16 protein-coding genes are annotated in these 16,392 nt (G+C 69.8%); 6 read left to right on the forward strand and 10 right to left on the reverse strand.

The window, feature by feature from the left end:
• Window positions 1-17: 17 nt before the first annotated feature.
• Entirely contained in the window at window positions 18-1,259 is a 1,242-nt protein-coding gene (locus tag AB0P08_RS06770; RefSeq protein WP_062634342.1) for a glucose-1-phosphate adenylyltransferase, read from the reverse strand.
• Between the two features lie 69 nt (window positions 1,260-1,328).
• Here AB0P08_RS06770 and glgA point away from each other — a divergent pair, with 69 nt between their 5' ends.
• The 3 genes from glgA to AB0P08_RS06785 all read left to right on the forward strand — a co-directional run bounded on the left by glgA (window position 1,329) and on the right by AB0P08_RS06785 (window position 3,737).
• Complete coding sequence (glgA, locus tag AB0P08_RS06775) at window positions 1,329-2,513, forward strand: glycogen synthase (protein WP_363588944.1); 1,185 nt, start codon at window positions 1,329-1,331, stop codon at window positions 2,511-2,513.
• A 17-nt stretch (window positions 2,514-2,530) separates the two neighbouring features.
• On the forward strand, window positions 2,531-3,316 hold the full coding sequence (locus tag AB0P08_RS06780) for an ABC transporter ATP-binding protein (RefSeq protein WP_363588946.1): 786 nt from the start codon (window positions 2,531-2,533) through the stop codon (window positions 3,314-3,316).
• Window positions 3,317-3,482: 166 nt separating this feature from the next.
• The gene (locus tag AB0P08_RS06785) at window positions 3,483-3,737 is read left to right on the forward strand and encodes a type B 50S ribosomal protein L31 (RefSeq protein WP_187661611.1); all 255 of its coding nucleotides are present in this window, start codon (window positions 3,483-3,485) and stop codon (window positions 3,735-3,737) included.
• Between the two features lie 65 nt (window positions 3,738-3,802).
• Here AB0P08_RS06785 and AB0P08_RS06790 read toward each other — a convergent pair whose 3' ends face one another.
• The 3 genes from AB0P08_RS06790 to AB0P08_RS06800 are packed head-to-tail and all read right to left on the reverse strand — an operon-like array spanning window position 3,803 to window position 7,397.
• The gene (locus tag AB0P08_RS06790; protein ID WP_363588948.1) at window positions 3,803-4,087 is read right to left on the reverse strand and encodes a hypothetical protein; all 285 of its coding nucleotides are present in this window, start codon (window positions 4,085-4,087) and stop codon (window positions 3,803-3,805) included.
• Window positions 4,088-4,140: 53 nt separating this feature from the next.
• Window positions 4,141-5,397: an alpha/beta fold hydrolase gene (locus tag AB0P08_RS06795; RefSeq protein WP_522727302.1), complete on the reverse strand. Its 1,257-nt coding sequence runs from the start codon at window positions 5,395-5,397 to the stop codon at window positions 4,141-4,143.
• Window positions 5,394-7,397, reverse strand: a complete 2,004-nt coding sequence (locus tag AB0P08_RS06800) for a DUF262 domain-containing protein (protein WP_363588952.1) — start codon at window positions 7,395-7,397, stop codon at window positions 5,394-5,396. The genes AB0P08_RS06795 and AB0P08_RS06800 overlap by 4 nt, the downstream gene beginning before the upstream one ends.
• 176 nt (window positions 7,398-7,573) lie before the next feature.
• Between AB0P08_RS06800 and AB0P08_RS06805 the strand changes: the two genes are divergently transcribed.
• Window positions 7,574-8,347: a hypothetical protein gene (locus tag AB0P08_RS06805; protein ID WP_025103622.1), complete on the forward strand. Its 774-nt coding sequence runs from the start codon at window positions 7,574-7,576 to the stop codon at window positions 8,345-8,347.
• Between the two features lie 261 nt (window positions 8,348-8,608).
• Window positions 8,609-9,112, forward strand: a complete 504-nt coding sequence (locus AB0P08_RS06810) for a DUF3145 domain-containing protein (protein WP_187661607.1) — start codon at window positions 8,609-8,611, stop codon at window positions 9,110-9,112.
• Window positions 9,113-9,251: 139 nt separating this feature from the next.
• Here AB0P08_RS06810 and yczR read toward each other — a convergent pair whose 3' ends face one another.
• The gene (gene yczR / locus AB0P08_RS06815; RefSeq protein ID WP_363588954.1) at window positions 9,252-10,655 is read right to left on the reverse strand and encodes a MocR-like transcription factor YczR; all 1,404 of its coding nucleotides are present in this window, start codon (window positions 10,653-10,655) and stop codon (window positions 9,252-9,254) included.
• A 95-nt stretch (window positions 10,656-10,750) separates the two neighbouring features.
• Here yczR and yczE point away from each other — a divergent pair, with 95 nt between their 5' ends.
• Window positions 10,751-11,428, forward strand: coding sequence for a membrane protein YczE (gene yczE / locus AB0P08_RS06820; RefSeq protein WP_363588956.1), 678 nt, complete (start codon window positions 10,751-10,753; stop codon window positions 11,426-11,428).
• 85 nt (window positions 11,429-11,513) lie between these two features.
• Here yczE and AB0P08_RS06825 read toward each other — a convergent pair whose 3' ends face one another.
• From AB0P08_RS06825 to AB0P08_RS06845, 5 genes are all read right to left on the reverse strand, one after another.
• Window positions 11,514-12,752 (reverse strand): beta-ketoacyl-[acyl-carrier-protein] synthase family protein, encoded by a 1,239-nt coding sequence (locus AB0P08_RS06825; RefSeq protein WP_363588958.1) that lies wholly within the window; start codon window positions 12,750-12,752, stop codon window positions 11,514-11,516.
• Window positions 12,753-12,849: 97 nt separating this feature from the next.
• Window positions 12,850-13,098 carry an acyl carrier protein gene (locus tag AB0P08_RS06830; protein ID WP_017202249.1) on the reverse strand — a complete coding sequence of 83 codons (249 nt, stop codon included), beginning with the start codon at window positions 13,096-13,098 and terminating at the stop codon, window positions 12,850-12,852.
• Window positions 13,099-13,167: 69 nt separating this feature from the next.
• A complete protein-coding gene (locus AB0P08_RS06835; protein WP_259952297.1) occupies window positions 13,168-14,169 on the reverse strand; it encodes a beta-ketoacyl-ACP synthase III in 1,002 nt (333 codons plus the stop codon).
• Complete coding sequence (locus tag AB0P08_RS06840; RefSeq protein ID WP_363588960.1) at window positions 14,166-15,086, reverse strand: ACP S-malonyltransferase; 921 nt, start codon at window positions 15,084-15,086, stop codon at window positions 14,166-14,168. The genes AB0P08_RS06835 and AB0P08_RS06840 overlap by 4 nt, the downstream gene beginning before the upstream one ends.
• Before the next feature lie 96 nt (window positions 15,087-15,182).
• The gene (locus AB0P08_RS06845) at window positions 15,183-16,379 is read right to left on the reverse strand and encodes a PucR family transcriptional regulator (protein WP_187664166.1); all 1,197 of its coding nucleotides are present in this window, start codon (window positions 16,377-16,379) and stop codon (window positions 15,183-15,185) included.
• Between the last annotated feature and the right edge of the window lie 13 nt (window positions 16,380-16,392).

Consider the following 16,392-nt stretch of genomic DNA (forward strand, 5'->3'; position numbering starts at 1 on the left):
CGGCACCGCTCGACGCCTCAGCGCTCGATGAACACGCCCTTGCCGACGACAGTGATCCCCGATTCGGTGACCGTGAACCCGCGGGCGAGGTCCCGTTCGCGGTCGACCCCGACCGTCGCCCCGTCGGCGAGGACGACGTTCTTGTCGAGGATCGCCCGATGCACGCGTGCGCCCTGGCCGACGTGGACGTGATCGAACACCACGGAGTCCGTGATGGTCGACCCGCCGCCGGCGAGCGTCCACGGGCCCACGACGCTGCGCTCGAGGTGCGTGCCGGAGAGCACCGACCCCAGCGACACGATCGAGTCGATCGCGTTCCCGATCCGTCCCACGGAGTCGCGGACGAACTTCGCCGGCGGGGAGTTGACCGCCTGCGAGTGGATCGGCCACTCCATGTTGTAGAGGTTGAAGATCGGGAGGGTCGAGATCAGGTCCCGGTGCGCGTCGAAGAACGAGTCGATCGTTCCCACATCGCGCCAGTACGAGCGGTCGCGCGGCGACGAGCCAGGGACCTCGTTCTGCTTCATGTCGTAGTAGCCGGCCTCGCCGCGGTCGACGAAGTAGGGGACGATGTCGCCACCCATGTCGTGGCTCGACGTCGGCAGCTCTCCATCCGCCTCGACCGCCGCGATGAGGGCGTCCGTGTCGAAGATGTAGTTGCCCATGGAGGCCAGGACTTCGTGCGGGGAGTCCGCAAGACCCGTGGCGTCGGTCGGCTTCTCCAGGAACTGCCGGATGCGCCCGGACTCCGGGTCGGCGTCGATGACCCCGAACTGCGACGCCAGGGCGAGGGGCTGGCGGATGCCCGCCACCGTCGCCTTCGCGCCGGACTCGATGTGCGCCTCGAGCATCTGACGGAAGTCCATCCGATAGACGTGGTCGGCGCCGATGACGACGACGATGTCCGGCTTCTCGTCGTTGATGAGGTTCATGCTCTGCAGGATCGCGTCGGCGGAGCCGGAGAACCACCGCTTGCCGAGACGCTGCTGGGCGGGGACGGACGCGACGTAGGAGTCGAGGAGGGCCGACATCCGCCACGTCTGCGAGATGTGCCGGTCGAGACTGTGCGACTTGTACTGGGTCAGCACGACGATCTGTCTCAGCCCGGAGTTGATGAGGTTCGAGATGGCGAAGTCGATCAGGCGGTACTGCCCGCCGAACGGGACGGCAGGTTTCGCGCGGTCGGCCGTCAGCGGCATGAGTCGCTTGCCCTCGCCGCCGGCGAGGATGATCCCGAAGACCTTCTTTGGAGCGGACATGGCTCCACCATAGATCCCGTTCGGCGCGGGGAACTAGCATCTGGACAACCCGCTCGATAGCGTCTAGGCATGCGAGTCGAGATGATCACCAAGGAGTATCCGCCGGAGATCTACGGAGGTGCGGGTGTACACGTCGCCGAGCTCGTCTCCGCGCTGCGTCGTGACATCGGCGTGACGGTGCGCGCGTTCGGTGCGCCGCGCGATGAGGACGGCACCTTCGCCTACCGCGCCCCGGAGAGCCTCGCCGCCGCCAACCCGGCTCTGCAGACCCTCGGCACGGACCTGGAGATCGTGTCGGCCATCGCCGGCGCCGACGTCGTGCACAGCCACACCTGGTACGCGAACTTCGCCGGCCATCTCGCCGCCCAGCTCCACGGCATCCCGCACGTGCTCACGGCGCACAGCCTCGAACCGCTCCGGCCGTGGAAGGCCGAACAGCTCGGGGGCGGCTACGCCGTCTCGAGCGGGATCGAGAAGCTCGCCTACGAGAACGCCGCCGCGGTGATCGCGGTGAGCGCCGGCATGCGCGCCGACATCCTGCGCAGCTACCCGCAGGTCGACCCCGCACGGGTCCGCGTGATCCACAACGGCATCGACGTGGAGCGGTGGCGTCCTGTGCACGACCCCGCCTTCCTCTCCTCGATCGGCATGGACCCTGACCGTCCCTCGGTGGTCTTCGTCGGCCGCATCACGCGGCAGAAGGGGCTGCCGTACCTCCTGCAGGCATCGCGGTTGCTGCCTCCGGAGGTCCAGCTGATCCTGTGCGCCGGAGCGCCGGACACCCCGGAGATCATGGCGGAGGTGCAGGAGGGGGTGCGGCTGCTGCAGCAGACCCGCGAGGGCGTGGTGTGGATCGAGCGGATGCTGCCGCGCGATGAGCTGTCGGCGATCCTGGCCGCGGCGACCACGTTCGTCTGCCCGTCCGTCTACGAGCCCCTCGGGATCGTGAACCTCGAGGCGATGGCCTGTGGAGCGGCCGTCGTGGGGACCGCGACCGGCGGAATCCCGGAGGTCGTCGACGACGGCGTGACGGGCCGCCTGGTCCCGATCGAGCAGGTACAGGACGGCACGGGCACACCCACCGATCCAGACCGCTTCGTCGCCGATCTCGCGGCGGTCCTGACCGAGGTCACCTCGGATCCGGCGCGAGCTCGGGAGTACGGGGAGGCCGGTCGGGAGCGTGCCCGCGCGCAGTTCAGCTGGGGTGCGATCGCCGACGAGACCCGCGCGCTCTACGCAGAGCTGTCCGCCTGAGCCGATAGGCTTTCGGTATGCCGATCGCTCTGGAGTTCACCGACGTCGTCGTGCGCCGAGAGGGGCGCAACATCATCGATCACGTGACCTGGCAGGTCTCAGACGATCAGCGATGGGTGATCCTCGGGCCGAACGGGGCGGGCAAGACGACCCTGCTGCAGCTCGCCGACACGTTGATGCATCCCACCTCTGGCACCGTCACCGTCCTCGGCGAGACGCTCGGACGCGCGGACGTCTTCGAGATCCGACCCCGGATCGGGTTCGCCTCGACGGCCATGGCCAAGCGCATCCCGCGCGACGAGACGGTTCTCAACACGGTCCTCACGGCGGCGTACTCCGTGCTCGGCCGCTGGAACGAGAGCTACGAGGACATCGATGAGCGGCGCGCACTGCGGGTGCTGGGGGACTGGCGTCTCGCGCACCTCGCCGACCGCACGTTCGGCACGCTGAGCGACGGCGAGCAGAAGCGCGTGCAGATCGCCCGCGCGGTCATGACCGACCCCGAGCTGCTGCTGCTCGACGAGCCGACGGCCTCGCTCGATCTCGGGTCGCGTGAGGAGCTGCTGGCGCTGCTGGGCGGCTACGCCTCTGCTCCGACGACGCCCGCGATGCTCATGGTGACCCATCACGTCGAGGAGATCCCGGTCGGGTTCACGCACGTGCTGCTGATCCGCGACGGGGCCGTGGTGGCGGCGGGCCCGATCGCCGAGACGCTCACCGTCGACACCCTCGGCGAGACCTTCGGCATGCCGATCGCGCTCAGCAGCGAGGACGGACGCTACTCCGCCCGCGCCGCCTCCTGAGCTCGGTTCCGACGGGTCACTGACCTCGGTTCCGATGGGTTACTGAGCTCGGCCCCGATGGGTTACTGAGCTCGTCGAAGTACTGGTAGAATCGATCCTTGGTGCGTTCGGCACCACAGACTTCCCTCGTCCCTGGCACAATCCAGGGCAGCAACAAAGGAATCCCATGAAGACTGACATTCACCCCGAGTACAAGGCTGTCGTGTTCCGCGACCTGGGTTCGGGCGAGACCTTCCTCACCCGCTCCACCGTCACGAGCGACAAGACGATCGAGCTGGACGGCGTGGAGTACCCGGTGATCGACGTCGAGATCTCCTCGGCCTCGCACCCCTTCTACACGGGCAAGCAGCGCATCATGGACTCGGCCGGTCGCGTCGAGAAGTTCAACCAGCGCTTCAAGGGCTTCGGCGGCTCCAAGTAAGGACCGCTCCACGAAGGCCCCGCGCTCCTCGGAGCACGGGGCCTTCGTCATGCCCGGTGGGGCGCTCACACGTCGATGATGATGCGTCCGTGCTGGATGCGGCCCGGCGGGTCGCCGGGACTCGGCGCCGGGGCGGTGCGTCTGGTCTGCCGGTCGCGCTCCTGTCCCGCCTCGTGCGCCGTGGGGGACCACACGGCGTCGAAGACGCCGACGAGGCCTCCGGAGCCGACCTGCTCGTACTTCTCCTCCACCGGGCGACGGGAGAGGGAGTGCCGGATGCCGACGAAGAAGAGCACCGGCCCCGCACCGAGCACGAGGACGATCGTGGTCCATCCGAACAGATGCTCCATGCGCCCAGGATAGATCGCCGACCACGTCGACGGTATCCGTCGCGCGGCGGATATCAGCGGACGCGGCGCCCGTGGGCCAGGTCGATCAGGCGCGCCAGCACAGGGCCGCTCCGCAGGCCGTTGTGCTCGTGCTCACTCGTCACCCACGGCGTCACACCGGGGAGCAGGCGGGCGGTCTCCAGCGAGAACTCCAGCGGCACGTACACGTCGTTCACGTACACCGCGGCCGCTCCCGTGGCACCGGAGTCGGCGAGAGCGACGGTGTCGTAGATCCGCGGCCAGGGGTGCTCCGCCAGGATCGACGTGACCTCGCGCCACGGCTGCAGCCCGGGGACGGTGTCCGCCCATTCGCGACGGATGTGCTCGCCCGTGAACAGCGTGGGGTCGTCGCGGAAGTCGTCAGGCTCGACGCGCTCCGCCGACCACCGCGTCGTGTGTCCGCTCGCATAGCTCGACTCGTGGAACGCGTAGTACAGCGGATTGCGTGCGCCGAAGGGCATGGCGTGCTGGAGGTCGTAGCGGAAGGCGTTGGAAGAGGGATCGCGCTCGAGGAGGGACCAGATCGTCTGCCAGCCGTCGTCGGTGCCGAGAGCGGAGCCGACCGAGCGGAGGCGGGAACGCGATACGACCTCGCCGTCGGGGAGGACGAGGTCACCGGCGTCCGCGAGATCAATCAGGCGTCGCATGACGTCGCGGTGCTCCGGGAAGCGCCGGTAGTACCGCTCGGACGCCGTGCGCATCTTGTCGTAGCAGAGGGCGTAGACCTCGTCCGGGTCGCGCTCGACCGTGCTGAGGCCTCCGGTGATGAAGACGTCGTCGAGCGAATCCGCGTGGGTCGACAGGTAGGCCAGCGTCGTGAACCCGCCGAAGGACTGCCCGAGGACGCTCCACGTCGGCACCCCCAGGTGCTCCCGCAGCGCCTCGCAGTCGCGCACGATGGCATCGGCGCGCAGGTGGGTCAGATGCTCGGCGACGGCTTCGGCGCCCCGCACGAGGTCGCCGTCGCCGACCGGGGAGGAGAGGCCGGTGCCGCGCTGGTCCAGGAGGACGAGTCGGTAGTGCGCGAGGGCCTGGTCCAGCCACGCGGGCGCTGTGGAGGAGTGGAAGGGACGCGGGGCTTCGTGACCGGGCCCGCCTTGGAGGAACACCAGGTAGGGGAGGGCCTCGCCTCCCTCCCGCGCGACGACGCGGGCGAACACGTCGATGGTGCGGGTGTCTGCCGGGTCGTCCCAGACGAGGGGAACCGTGAGCGTGTGCTCCTCGACGGCGAGGTCGAGCAGGCGGCGGCGGATGACAGTGGTCATGGTCACATCACATTCCCGATGTAGGAGTACTTCACGAAGACCTCGGCGGCGATGCCGGACTCGTCGAGGACCCCCTGGACGGCCGTCATCATGTAGTTCGAGTCCCAGCCCATGTAGAGGTAGTGCGTGTCGTCGAGGTCATCCCAGTGCCCCTTCCACGCCTTGTCGCGGTAGATCGGGCCGCCGTGGGTCGCGCAGTAGGCGAGAGCGGCCTCGGTGGTGTCCGTCCAGGCGCGGCGGAACACGCGGTTGAACAGATGCTTGACGTCGTAGACCTCCCATCGCTCGCCGCGGTACTCGACGTAGTCGAACTCGCGCTCCCACCCCGCCGGCCAGCCGCGGCGTCGGACCGCGTCGAGGATCGGGGTGAGTCCGTCGTCGTCGATCTCGGGCAGCGCGGGTCGTGCCCACACGCGGACGAGGTCGGCCGTCAGGCCCACCGTGCGTGCGGTGATGGCCGCCGTGCCCCAGGACTCCTGTGCGGCGAGGGCGCTGGTCGCCGGCACGGTGCTGCGTGCATAGGCCTCATCGCGCTTGACCGGGAACGAGGCACCGAACACCCGTTCTGTCAGCCCCTGCTCCAGCAGTGTGAGGTTGCCGAGGGTCGGCGCGAGGGCGCGGTGGCTGTTCTGCTCGTCTTCCGAATACTCGCTCCACGGGCGCACGCCGTCGCCGGACCAGGCGTCGCCGGGCACGGCGGGCACGATGTGCTCGACGTCGTAGCCGTCCACGTCATCGACGCCTTCGAGCCGGCCGAGCACGTAGGCCGGATACGGCAGCTCGCTGTACTTGAGCACCGCACTGACCCGTTCGTCCGACGGCGTGATCCGCGCGATGGCGCGGGCGAGGGCGTCGTGCCCGTCGCGACGGGCACGACAGAGCCGGGCGATGAGGCGTTCGGCGGGAAGGTTCACCAGCGCGCGACGAAGGAACATCGCCTGCAGCCACTCGAGCGTCTCGAGGAGCTGGGAACGGTCGATGAGCCCGCGTGCGTGATCGCTGTACGCGCTCATGACGAGGGGGTACGAGGAACGTCCGAACGTGTTCACGTGCCGCAGCTGACGCGCGATCTCGGGGTCCGGTTCCTTCGTCGGATCGAGGAGGAGGCCGTAGATCTCCGCGTAGTGCCGCCAGATCTCGGCGTCGGCCTGGAGGTGCGCGACGTCGACGCGCGGGAACGACTGGCGGAACGCGCTGTACACCCCGTGCTCCCCGTTCGCCGCCACCTCTCTCCCCGTGACGAGCACGAGGTAGTGGCGCCAGAACGCTCCGATCGCCTCGCCCGTGTGCTGCTCGATCGGTAGCCAGAACCGCGCCTCCACGTCCATCTGCTCGGCGTGGTTCAGGCCCATGAGGATGTAGTTGTGGATCAGCTCATGGTCCCGCAGCGGCTCGCCGGTGGAGTTCAGGCTCTCGAAGATCTGCTGCGCGTTGGCCTGCGCGCCGAGCGTGATCGAGACGTGCTCCAGTCGCTGCAGCCCCTGCCAGATGAGCGGCACCTCGTCGGCATGGATCTGGCTGCGGAAGAAGGCGTAGTTGTCGTCGAAGCGCGACTCGCGATCGAGGTCGTCACGGCGGTCGAGCACGACCGACTCGTAGAGATCGGCCCAGGCATCGTGCGGCCGAAGCTTCGTGCGCTCCGGGTCGTCGGTGCGCACCAGCACGCGGGCGAGGTCGGCGGCGAGCTCCGGGTCCCGGTCGCGCACCGAGTGATGCAGCGCGGCGACGAGGAGCATGAGCGTGGTGAGGCGCTGCTGCCCGTCGATGAGGATGAGGTCGGCGTCCGCGCCGGAGCCGTCCTCGGCGGAGAGGATCGAGCCGATGAAGTGGCGATGCGCGTCGTCTTCCGCGGCCACCGCCCTGACGTCGGAGAGGAGCCGCTCGCAGCCGCCGATGTCCCAGCGGTACTGCCGCTGGTAGACGGGGACGACGATGGTCGTGCGTCCCGCCGCGAGCCATTCGATCGTGTTGACTGCCGTCGCCTCGACGTTGGTCGCGGTGCTCATGCTGGTGTCTCGTCCTCCCGTAGCGACAGGCGCCACGGACGCGCCGGGTGCCCCGCCCAGTCTATTCGCTTATCCACGGTGACCCTCCGGGGGAGCGCCAGGTCCCGCTGTTAGCCTTGCCTTATCAGGGCCTGTTAAAACGTGCTGGCCCCCGATGAAAGGAACATGACTCGATCATGGGATACATCAAGTCCGCAGCGCTGGAGGAGAAGGGCTTCGTCGTCCTCGACAGCTACGACCAGGAGGCCGACCCCAAGGAGTGGCTCGACATCGAGTACGTCGACTGGAAGTCCTCGGGCGACACCCGGTTCGCGCCCCTCGCCAGCGCCTTCGGTGACATCGAGTGCAACGGCTTCTGGAACCACAAGCCACCGCGCACCGACAAGGACGGCGTCTGGATCGACGAGCAGACCGCCAAGGCCCCGAACCTCACGCGTCGCGCGCAGGAGCCGGGCGCGAACGTCGGTCGCTGCCGCGTCATCGAGCTGCAGCCGACCCCGTACGGCGACTGCCTCTACAACCTGCACCAGGACGACAACAACCGTCTGAACCCGGACGGCACAGGCTGGGTCGTGCGCGGGTTCTTCAACCTGACCGACGACAAGGACAGCTACTTCGTCCTGCGTGAGAACCGCACGGACCCCAGCATCGAGTACCGCATCGCCCTGCCGGCCGGTGCGCAGCTCATCGTCGACACCCAGCGCCTGTGGCACGCGGCCACGCACAACGGCACCGACCCGCGCTACTGCCTCATCACCTCGTGGACGTCCGGTCCCGAGCTCGACGCGTACATCGAGAAGTACCACGGCACCGACGACGTCCCGAACGTCGAGGTCCCGCAGGACGTGCTCGAGTTCGGCTATGCCGAGCAGGCCCGCAAGGACGCCGCCCGCGCGGCCTATTACGCCGCCAAGGGCCAGCAGGTCAAGCAGGCCATGAGCGAGGCCTGAGCCTCCGCACACTGGGTCGCTGAGCGTCCCCACGCTGGGTCGCTGAGCGTCCCCACGGTGGGTCGCTGAGCGTCCCCACGGTGGGTGGCTGAGCTCGTCGAAGCGCCCGAAGGCCCCGGTCCGCGGACCGGGGCCTTCGTCGTCGAATCACACGCTTGTGATTTCGCGGGAACTCGGCGAGAATGGGCGCACAACCGCATACTCTCGCCACTTCGTGGTTCAGGTCGTAGGGGAAGACGCACCTGATGAAACGGAGAGATCATGGCGACGGCTTACGCACGCGGAGTGGTGTTCATCCACTCGGCGCCTCGCGCGCTCTGCCCGCACCTGGAATGGGCGGTGGGTCGCGCTATCGGGCGTGCGGTGAATTTCGATTGGACCGAGCAGCCCGTGCTGACCGGCGCCCGCCGCGCCGAGTTCTACTGGGACGGCCCCGTCGGAACCGGCGCTGCCCTCGCGACCGCGATCCGCGGCTGGGAGCACCTCCGGTTCGAAGTGACCGAGGATCCCACTCCGCGCAGTGACGGCGGTCGGTGGCTGCACACCCCAGACCTCGGGATCCACTACGCCCAGACCGACGCCGCCGGCAACATCGTCATCGGCGAGGACCGCATCCGCTACGCGATGGAGATCGCCGCGGGAAACGCCGTCGAGCTGCAGCGCGAGCTCGACGTCGCCCTGGGCTCCGCCTGGGACGAGGAGTTGGAACCCTTCCGTCACGCCAGCGACGACGCGCGCGTCGTCTGGCTCCACAAGGTCGGCTGACCGGCCGCTGAGACCAGGAGCGCGGAGGCGTGAGTATCGGATGCCGGTGAGTGATCCCGGACGCTGAGAAGACGAATCCCCGCTCCGCTCGACGAGGACCCCGCCCCGGGTGACCGGGCGGGGTCCTCGTCTGTGTCGGTCAGATCACTGCGGCGTGAGCAAGGTCGGCGGTGGCGTCCACTCCACCGCCGCGCACGTCCGCCCAGGCCCGCGCCAGGCGCGTCATCGCCTCCGCCGTCCGCTCGGGGGGAAGCGTGATCGGGACCCGGAGGCGGCGCTCCAGCACGCCGCCGGTCGTGAAGCGGGGCCCGGGTGGGAGGATGAGATCCCGTTCCCGTGCGGCGAGGGAGAGCGTGGTCGACAAGGGGGCACCGAGGTCGATCCAGGCGGAGAGGCCGCCAGGCGTCTCCGGCATGCGCATCCCCGGGATATCCGCGATCCCCGCAGCCACCGCGTCCCGCCCCGCCGTGAGGCGGCGTCGGACATGATGGGTGAGCGCCGGGACGTCGTCGAGAAGCTCCACGGCGATGCACTGCTCCAGGAGCGCTGTGCCGAGTTCGAACGAGGGACGCACGGCCAGCAATCGGGCGATGACCGAGCGCTCGGCGCGCACCCAGCCGATGCGCATGCCTCCCCAGGCGATCTTCGACATCGACCCGACCGTGATGACGTTCGGCCCCTCGGCGGCCATGGGCACCGGAGCCCATCCGCGGTCGATGTCGAGTTCCGCCGTCGTCTCGTCCACGATCAGATGGGTGCCGGTGTTCCGGGCCGTCGTGGCGATCCGGGACCGCTCCTCCTGCGGCAGCGTCGCGCCGGTGGGGTTGTGGAAGTCCGGGATGAGGTAGGCGACGTGCGGCCGAGCGGTCAGCAGCGTGTCGGTGAGGTGCCGGGTGTCCCAGCCGTCGGTGTCGACCGGTGTGGGGACCAGACGGTATCCGTGGCGGTGCAGGGCTTCGAGCGCGTGCGGGAAGGTCGGCTGCTCCACGAGGGCGCGTTCGCCCCGTCGCCCGATGGCCGTCAGGATGAGGTTGACCGCGTTCAGGGCGCCGGAGGTGATCATGATCTCGTCCGGCGTGGTGGGCGCGCCGCGTTCGGTGAACCGGCGGGCCACGGCCTCACGCAGCTCGGGAAGACCCTGCAGCGAGTATCCGCTCGTACCGCGCAGGGCAGCGAGCCGGGGGAGGGAGCGCACGGTGGCGTCGTACAGCCCGGGGGTCGAGTCCATGGAGGCGATCGAGAGGTCGATCGCCTCGTCGTCCCGCCCGGGGGCGACGACCGCCGGGCCGTGCGGAAGGGCGACGCGGGTGCTGCCGCCGTGATGCCGGGATACGTAACCGCCGGCCTCCAGCACACCGTAAGCGCGGGTGATGGTCGACCGGGACCGTCGCAGCTCGAGGGCGAGGGCGCGCTCGCTCGGCAGTCGCTCGCCGACGGTGAGGCGACCGTCGAGGATGAGCGCTCTGATGCGGTCGGCGAGACCGGACGCCGAGGCGTCACCGAGGTCCTGGGTGCCGAGCTGCGTGACGAGACGGGAGGCCATGCCTCCAGCCTGCCGCAAAGTGGCCTTCCATGTGCAGGCCACTTTTCGCTCAGTGGTCGTCCTCGGGAGGTCTTCGCACGGGCCACGATGGAGAGATGCTCTTCCGTGCCGTCTTCCTGCCTTTCACCGCGACCAGCCGTCGGGACCTGGTCGAGCGGCTCGCGCAGCTCGTGGGCGGGCTCTTCCTCTACGGCGTCGCCCTCGGCTTCATGGTGCGGGGCGGCATCGGCGTCGCGCCCTGGGACGTCCTGTCGCTGGGCGTCGCGGGCTGGACGGGACTCGGGTACGGGGTCGTCACGGTGCTCATCTCGATCGTCGTCCTGCTGCTGTGGATCCCGCTCCGTCAACGGGTGGGCCTCGGCACTCTGCTGAACGCCCTGCTCATCGGACCGTTCGCCGACCTCACGCTCCTCGTGCTGCCCGCGCCGCCGTCCGTATGGGTGGGGGCGCCCATGTTCGTCTTCGGACTCGTGCTGCTGGCGTTCGCCACCGGTCTCTACATCGCGGCCGACTTCGGTCCCGGACCGCGCGACGGACTCATGACCGGCCTCGTGCGAGTGACCAGGTGGCCGGTCTGGCTGGCCCGGACGGTCATCGAGGGCTCCGTGCTGCTGGTCGGCTTCCTGCTCGGCGGCCCCGTCGGCGTCGGCACCGTGCTGTTCGCATTCGGCGTCGGTCCGCTGATCGGCTGGTTCCTCCCACGCATCGAGCGCCGACGTCAGGAGCGTTCGCAGCGCCTTGCCGCCCGGGCGAGCGCGCCCCTGGGTCCCTGAGCCTGTCGAAGGGCCAGAGCGGACCGCGTACGACGAAGGCCCCCGGTTCACATCCCGGGGGCCTTCGTCGTGCATGCGGAAGCGGTCAGTCGACGCCGCCCAGCACGAGCACGGCGTTGTGTCCGCCGAAGCCGAACGAGTTGCTGATGGCGATCTGCGGGCCGTCGCCGAGCGGAGCCGCCTCTCCGGACAGACGGAACGGCACCTCCGGGTCCGGCTCGGTCATGTTGATCGTCGGCGGGGCCAGGCGGTCCCGCAGCGCGAGGAGGGAGAAGATCGCCTCCAGCGCCCCTGTGCCGCCCAGGAGGTGTCCGGTCGACGCCTTGGTCGCCGACACCGGGATCTCATCGATCCGGTCGCCGAAGACGTTCTTCAGCGCGACGTACTCGTTGGGGTCCCCGACCGGGGTCGAGGTCGCGTGGGCGTTGATGTGCGTCACCTGGTCGGGGGTGATGCCGGCCTCCTCGAGTGCCTGGACGACGGCACGCGCCGCACCCTTGCCCTCGGGGTCGTTGCCGGTGATGTGGTAGGCGTCGGCGGTCACACCGCCTCCGAGGATGTAGCCGTAGATCTTCGCGCCGCGGGCCTTGGCGTGCTCCTCGGTCTCGAGGATGAGGGCGGCGGCACCCTCGCCCATCACGAAGCCGTCGCGGTCGATCGCGCCGGGTCGCGAGGCGTGGGCCGGATCGTCGTTACGACGTGACAGCGCCTGCGCGGAGGCGAAGGCGGCCATCGTGATCGGGTGGATCGCCGACTCGGTGCCACCGGCGATGACGACGTCGGCCAGGCCCTCCTGAAGGTGGTGGAACGCGTGGATGATCGACTCGGTGCTGGAGGCGCAGGCACTGACCACGGTCTGCGCGTAGGCCCGGGCTTCGAACTGCAGCGACAGGTTGCCGGCGGCCGCGTTCGGCATCAGCATCGGCACGGTCAGCGGCATGACCCGGCGCGGGCCCTTCTCACGCAACGTGTCCCAGGCGTCCAGCAGCGTCCACAGGCCGCCGATGCCCGTCGCGAAGTCGACGCCGAGGCGCTCGGGAGCGACCTCTGGCGAGCCCGCGTCCGCCCAGGCCTCGCGGGCCGCGATGAGGGCGAACTGCGAAGACGGGTCGAGACGCTTCGCCTCGTGGCGGGGCAGCACCTCTTCCGGACGGACGCTCGCAGAGGCGGCGAACGTGACGGGGAGGTCGTACTCCTGCACCCAGTCGTGCTCGATCGTGCGGGCGCCGGAGGCACCGGCGAGGAGGTTGTCCCAGTTCTCCGGGGCCGTCCCGCCGATGGCGGAGGTGGCGCCGATGCCGGTGACGACGATGCGCTTGGTCATGAGGTGTGGTTCCTTGTCGAAACGAGTTCGTGCGGGGGATGGGCAGGGCCGGAGGATGCCACGCCCCGCGCGGGGCGAGGGTGGCATCCCGCCGGGATTACTCCTGGCCCGCGACGATGAAGTTGACGGCGTCGCCGACGGTCTTCAGGTTCTTGACCTCGTCGTCGGGGATGGTGACGCCGAACTTCTCCTCGGCGTTGACGACGATCGTCATCATCGAGATCGAGTCGATGTCGAGGTCGTCCGTGAACGACTTCTCCAGGGCGACCTCGCTGGCGTTGATGCCGGTCTCGTCGGTGATCAGCTCTGCGAGGCCGGCGAGGACCTCATCGTTGGTGAAAGCCATGGTGGTCTTCCTCTTTCTTACGGGTTGTATTCGGAACCGTGGAACAGTCTAGGGAAGGTCGGCGCGTCTTCAGGGGAGGACGACGACCTGGGCCGCGAAGACGAGGCCGGCGCCGAAGCCGATCTGCAGGGCGAGGCCGCCGGAGAGCTCCGGGTGCTCGGCCATGAGGCGGTGGCTGGCGAGGGGAATCGAGGCGGCCGACGTGTTGCCGGTGGTCTCGATGTCACGGGCGATGACCGTGGTCTCCGGAAGGCCGAGCTGCTTGGCGAACTCGTCGATGATGCGCATGTTCGCCTGGTGCGGGATGAAGGCGGCGAGGTCGGAGGCCTCGATCCCGGCCTTCTCCAGCGCCTCGCGGGCGACCTTCGCCATCTCCCAGACCGCCCAGCGGAAGACCGTCGGACCTTCCTGGCGGAGCGTCGGCCACGGCACCACGCCGTCGCGGAAGTCGGTGAGGGTGCCGTTCATGCCGACGGCGTCGGCCTTGGAGCCGTCGCTGCCCCAGACGGCAGGGGCGATGCCCGGCGTGTCGCTCGGGCCGATGAGAGCCGCGCCGGCGCCGTCGCCGAGGAGGAACGAGATGCTGCGGTCCGTGGGGTCGACGACGTCGGACAGCTTCTCCGTGCCGATCACGAGGGCGTGGCGGGCGGCACCGGCCTTGATGAGCGCGTCGGCCTGCGCCACCGCGTACGCGTAGCCGGCGCAGGCCGCGTTGATGTCGTACGCCGCAGCCGGGTTGGCGCCGACGCGGTCCGCCACGATCGCGGAGACCGACGGCGTCTGCTTCGGGTTGCTGATGGTCGCGACGATGACGAGGTCTACCTGGTCGGCCGGCACACCCGACTTCTCGATGGCCTCGGCCGCCGCCTCGGTCGCGAGGTCGATGGCGTCCGTCCCCTTGTCGGCCCGGACGCGCGTGATGATGCCGGTGCGCTGCCGGATCCACTCGTCGCTCGAGTCGATGGGCCCGATGAGGTCTTCGTTGGGCACCGCGTTCTCGCCGCGAGCCGCGCCGAAGGCGTAGATGCGGGTGTAGGCGGGCCCGGCGATCTGGGCGAGGGAGGCGGTCATGCGGCTTCTCCGTTCAGCAGCGCGACGGCGGCTTCGAGGTCTTCGGGGGTCTTTACGGCGACCGTCGGCACGCCGCGCAGGCCGCGCTTGGCGAGACCGACCAGGGCGCCCGCGGGGGCGAGCTCGATGACGCCGGTCACGCCGGCGTCGGCGAAGGAGGTCATGCAGAGGTCCCACCGCACGGGGGAGGAGACCTGATCGACGAGGTAGTCCAGCGCCGTCGCTCCGTCGGTCACGACGGAGCCGTCGCGGTTGGTCCAGAGCGTGATCTCGGGGTCGGCCGGCTGGACGTCGGCCACAGCGTCGCGGAGAACCGAGACGGCGGAGGACATGTAGTCGGTGTGGAACGCGCCGGCGACCTGGAGCGGCACCACGCGCGTGCCCTTGACCGGCTCCTCGGCGAGGGCCGCCAGGGCCGGAAGAGGGCCGGCGACGACGATCTGCCCGCCGCCGTTGAAGTTCGCCGGCGCGAGGCCGAGCTCGGCGAGTCGGGCGAGGAGCGTCTCCTCGTCAGCGCCGAGGACCGCGCTCATCCCGGTCGGGGTCTGGGCCGCGGCATCCGCCATCGCCCGCCCACGGATGCCGACGAGGCGCATCCCGGTCGTGGCGTCCAGGACACCGCTGCCGACGAGAGCGGCGATCTCCCCGACGGAGTGCCCGGCGATGCCGTCCGCGCGGCGACCGGCGGCGGCCACGAGAGCGTCACCGGCGACGAGCGAGGCGGCCACGATCAGCGGCTGGGCGACGCGGGTGTCGCGGATGGTGTCCGCGTCCGACTCGGTGCCGTGCGCGCGGAGATCGACCTGCGCGGCCTCGGAGTAGGCGGCGAGACGCTCCTCCACTCCGTCGAGCTCGAGCCAGGGGGCGAGGAATCCGGGGGTCTGCGAGCCCTGTCCAGGGCAGACGACGACAATCACCCACCCAGTCTGCCAACGATCTCGGCAGAACGGTGGATGATCCATCACAAGATTGCGCGGAACCCTTGTGTGTGGCGCACAGGTTCGCCGTCTCGGTCAGCGCGGAGGGCGACGCAGAGGCGAACGGCGCCGGACCTGCTCCGCGGCTCCGATGGAGCCGAGGATGAGCGCGGTCTGCAGGATGAGCGCCTCGCGGGGCCCGGTCGCGTCCCACCCGATCACCTCGCTCACCCGCTTGAGGCGGTAGCGCACGGTATTGGGATGCACGAAGAGCTCGCGGGCCGTCGCCTCGAGGGACCGGCCGTTGTCCAGGTAGCTCCAGAGCGTCGTGACGAGGTCGGTCGAGTGCGCCTGCAACGGGCGGTAGATGCGCTCGATGAGGGTCTGCTTCGCGAGCGGATCGCCGGCGAGGGCGCGCTCGGGGAGCAGGTCGTCGGCCTCGACGGGCCGCGGTGCGCCGCGCCAGGCCCGGGCGACGGCGAATCCGGCCAGGGCCGCACGAGCACTCTGGCTGGCGTCGACGAGGGCGGCGACCGCCGGGCCCAGCACGACGAAGCCCGGGCCGAACGAGGGCTCCAGACGCGTGGCGATCTCCTGGAACCCGAGTTCCTCGTCCTCGCCCTCCTGACCCTCGACGCGCGCGCGTCCGAGCACGAGGACGAGTCGCGAGCCCTGGACCCCGATGAGCACGTCGACCGCGAGCTTGCGCGCGGTGCGGCGCACCAGATCGACGTCGAACTGCGGGGGCGTGGTCCCGACGAGGACAGCGACCTCCCCGTGACCGTGCCACCCGAGCGCGGCGATCCGGCTGGGCAGCTCCTCGTCGGCCTCGCCGGTGAGGATCGAGTCGACGACGAGCGCTTCGAGCCGTGCGTCCCAGAGGCCGCGGGCCTCGGCGGCGCGGGCGTAGACGTCGGCCGCCGCGAACGCCACGTCCCGCGAGTAGAGCAGGATGGCCTCTCGGAGATCCGCGCCCTTGCCCGCGACCCGCTCCTCGGTCACCTCGACGGTGACGCGGATGAGCTGGAGCGTCTGCTGCAGACTCACACTCCGCAGCAGCTCACGGGGAGCGGCGGCGAAGATGTCCGCGGCGATCCACGGGGTGGACGTGGGGTCGTCGTACCACTGGATGAACGACGTGATGCCCGCCTGCGCCACCAGCCCGACCGCGGAGCGGCGGGCCGGTGGCATGTCGGCGTACCAGGGGAGGGTGTCCTCCAGCCGCTTGATCGTCACCGTGGCGATGTCACCGGAGATCCGGCGGAGCCAGGTGAGCGTGGCGGCCTTGTCCATGCCGGCGGCGGAG

Source organism: Microbacterium meiriae (genome assembly GCF_040686935.1).
Classification (GTDB): Bacteria; Actinomycetota; Actinomycetes; order Actinomycetales; family Microbacteriaceae; genus Microbacterium; species Microbacterium meiriae.

What these genes read in the sequence shown, in the direction of transcription:
- AB0P08_RS06785 (WP_187661611.1), top strand. Translation starts at nt 3,483, where the DNA reads ATGAAGACTGACATTCACCCCGAGTACAAGGCTGTCGTGTTCCGCGAC.
- AB0P08_RS06825 (WP_363588958.1), bottom strand. Translation starts at nt 12,752, where the DNA reads ATGACCAAGCGCATCGTCGTCACCGGCATCGGCGCCACCTCCGCCATC.
- AB0P08_RS06790 (WP_363588948.1), bottom strand. Translation starts at nt 4,087, where the DNA reads ATGGAGCATCTGTTCGGATGGACCACGATCGTCCTCGTGCTCGGTGCG.
- glgA (WP_363588944.1), top strand. Translation starts at nt 1,329, where the DNA reads ATGCGAGTCGAGATGATCACCAAGGAGTATCCGCCGGAGATCTACGGA.
- AB0P08_RS06845 (WP_187664166.1), bottom strand. Translation starts at nt 16,379, where the DNA reads ATGGACAAGGCCGCCACGCTCACCTGGCTCCGCCGGATCTCCGGTGAC.
- AB0P08_RS06800 (WP_363588952.1), bottom strand. Translation starts at nt 7,397, where the DNA reads ATGAGCACCGCGACCAACGTCGAGGCGACGGCAGTCAACACGATCGAA.
- AB0P08_RS06835 (WP_259952297.1), bottom strand. Translation starts at nt 14,169, where the DNA reads ATGACCGCCTCCCTCGCCCAGATCGCCGGGCCCGCCTACACCCGCATC.
- AB0P08_RS06830 (WP_017202249.1), bottom strand. Translation starts at nt 13,098, where the DNA reads ATGGCTTTCACCAACGATGAGGTCCTCGCCGGCCTCGCAGAGCTGATC.
- AB0P08_RS06810 (WP_187661607.1), top strand. Translation starts at nt 8,609, where the DNA reads ATGGCGACGGCTTACGCACGCGGAGTGGTGTTCATCCACTCGGCGCCT.
- AB0P08_RS06805 (WP_025103622.1), top strand. Translation starts at nt 7,574, where the DNA reads ATGGGATACATCAAGTCCGCAGCGCTGGAGGAGAAGGGCTTCGTCGTC.
- AB0P08_RS06770 (WP_062634342.1), bottom strand. Translation starts at nt 1,259, where the DNA reads ATGTCCGCTCCAAAGAAGGTCTTCGGGATCATCCTCGCCGGCGGCGAG.
- yczE (WP_363588956.1), top strand. Translation starts at nt 10,751, where the DNA reads ATGCTCTTCCGTGCCGTCTTCCTGCCTTTCACCGCGACCAGCCGTCGG.
- AB0P08_RS06780 (WP_363588946.1), top strand. Translation starts at nt 2,531, where the DNA reads ATGCCGATCGCTCTGGAGTTCACCGACGTCGTCGTGCGCCGAGAGGGG.
- yczR (WP_363588954.1), bottom strand. Translation starts at nt 10,655, where the DNA reads ATGGCCTCCCGTCTCGTCACGCAGCTCGGCACCCAGGACCTCGGTGAC.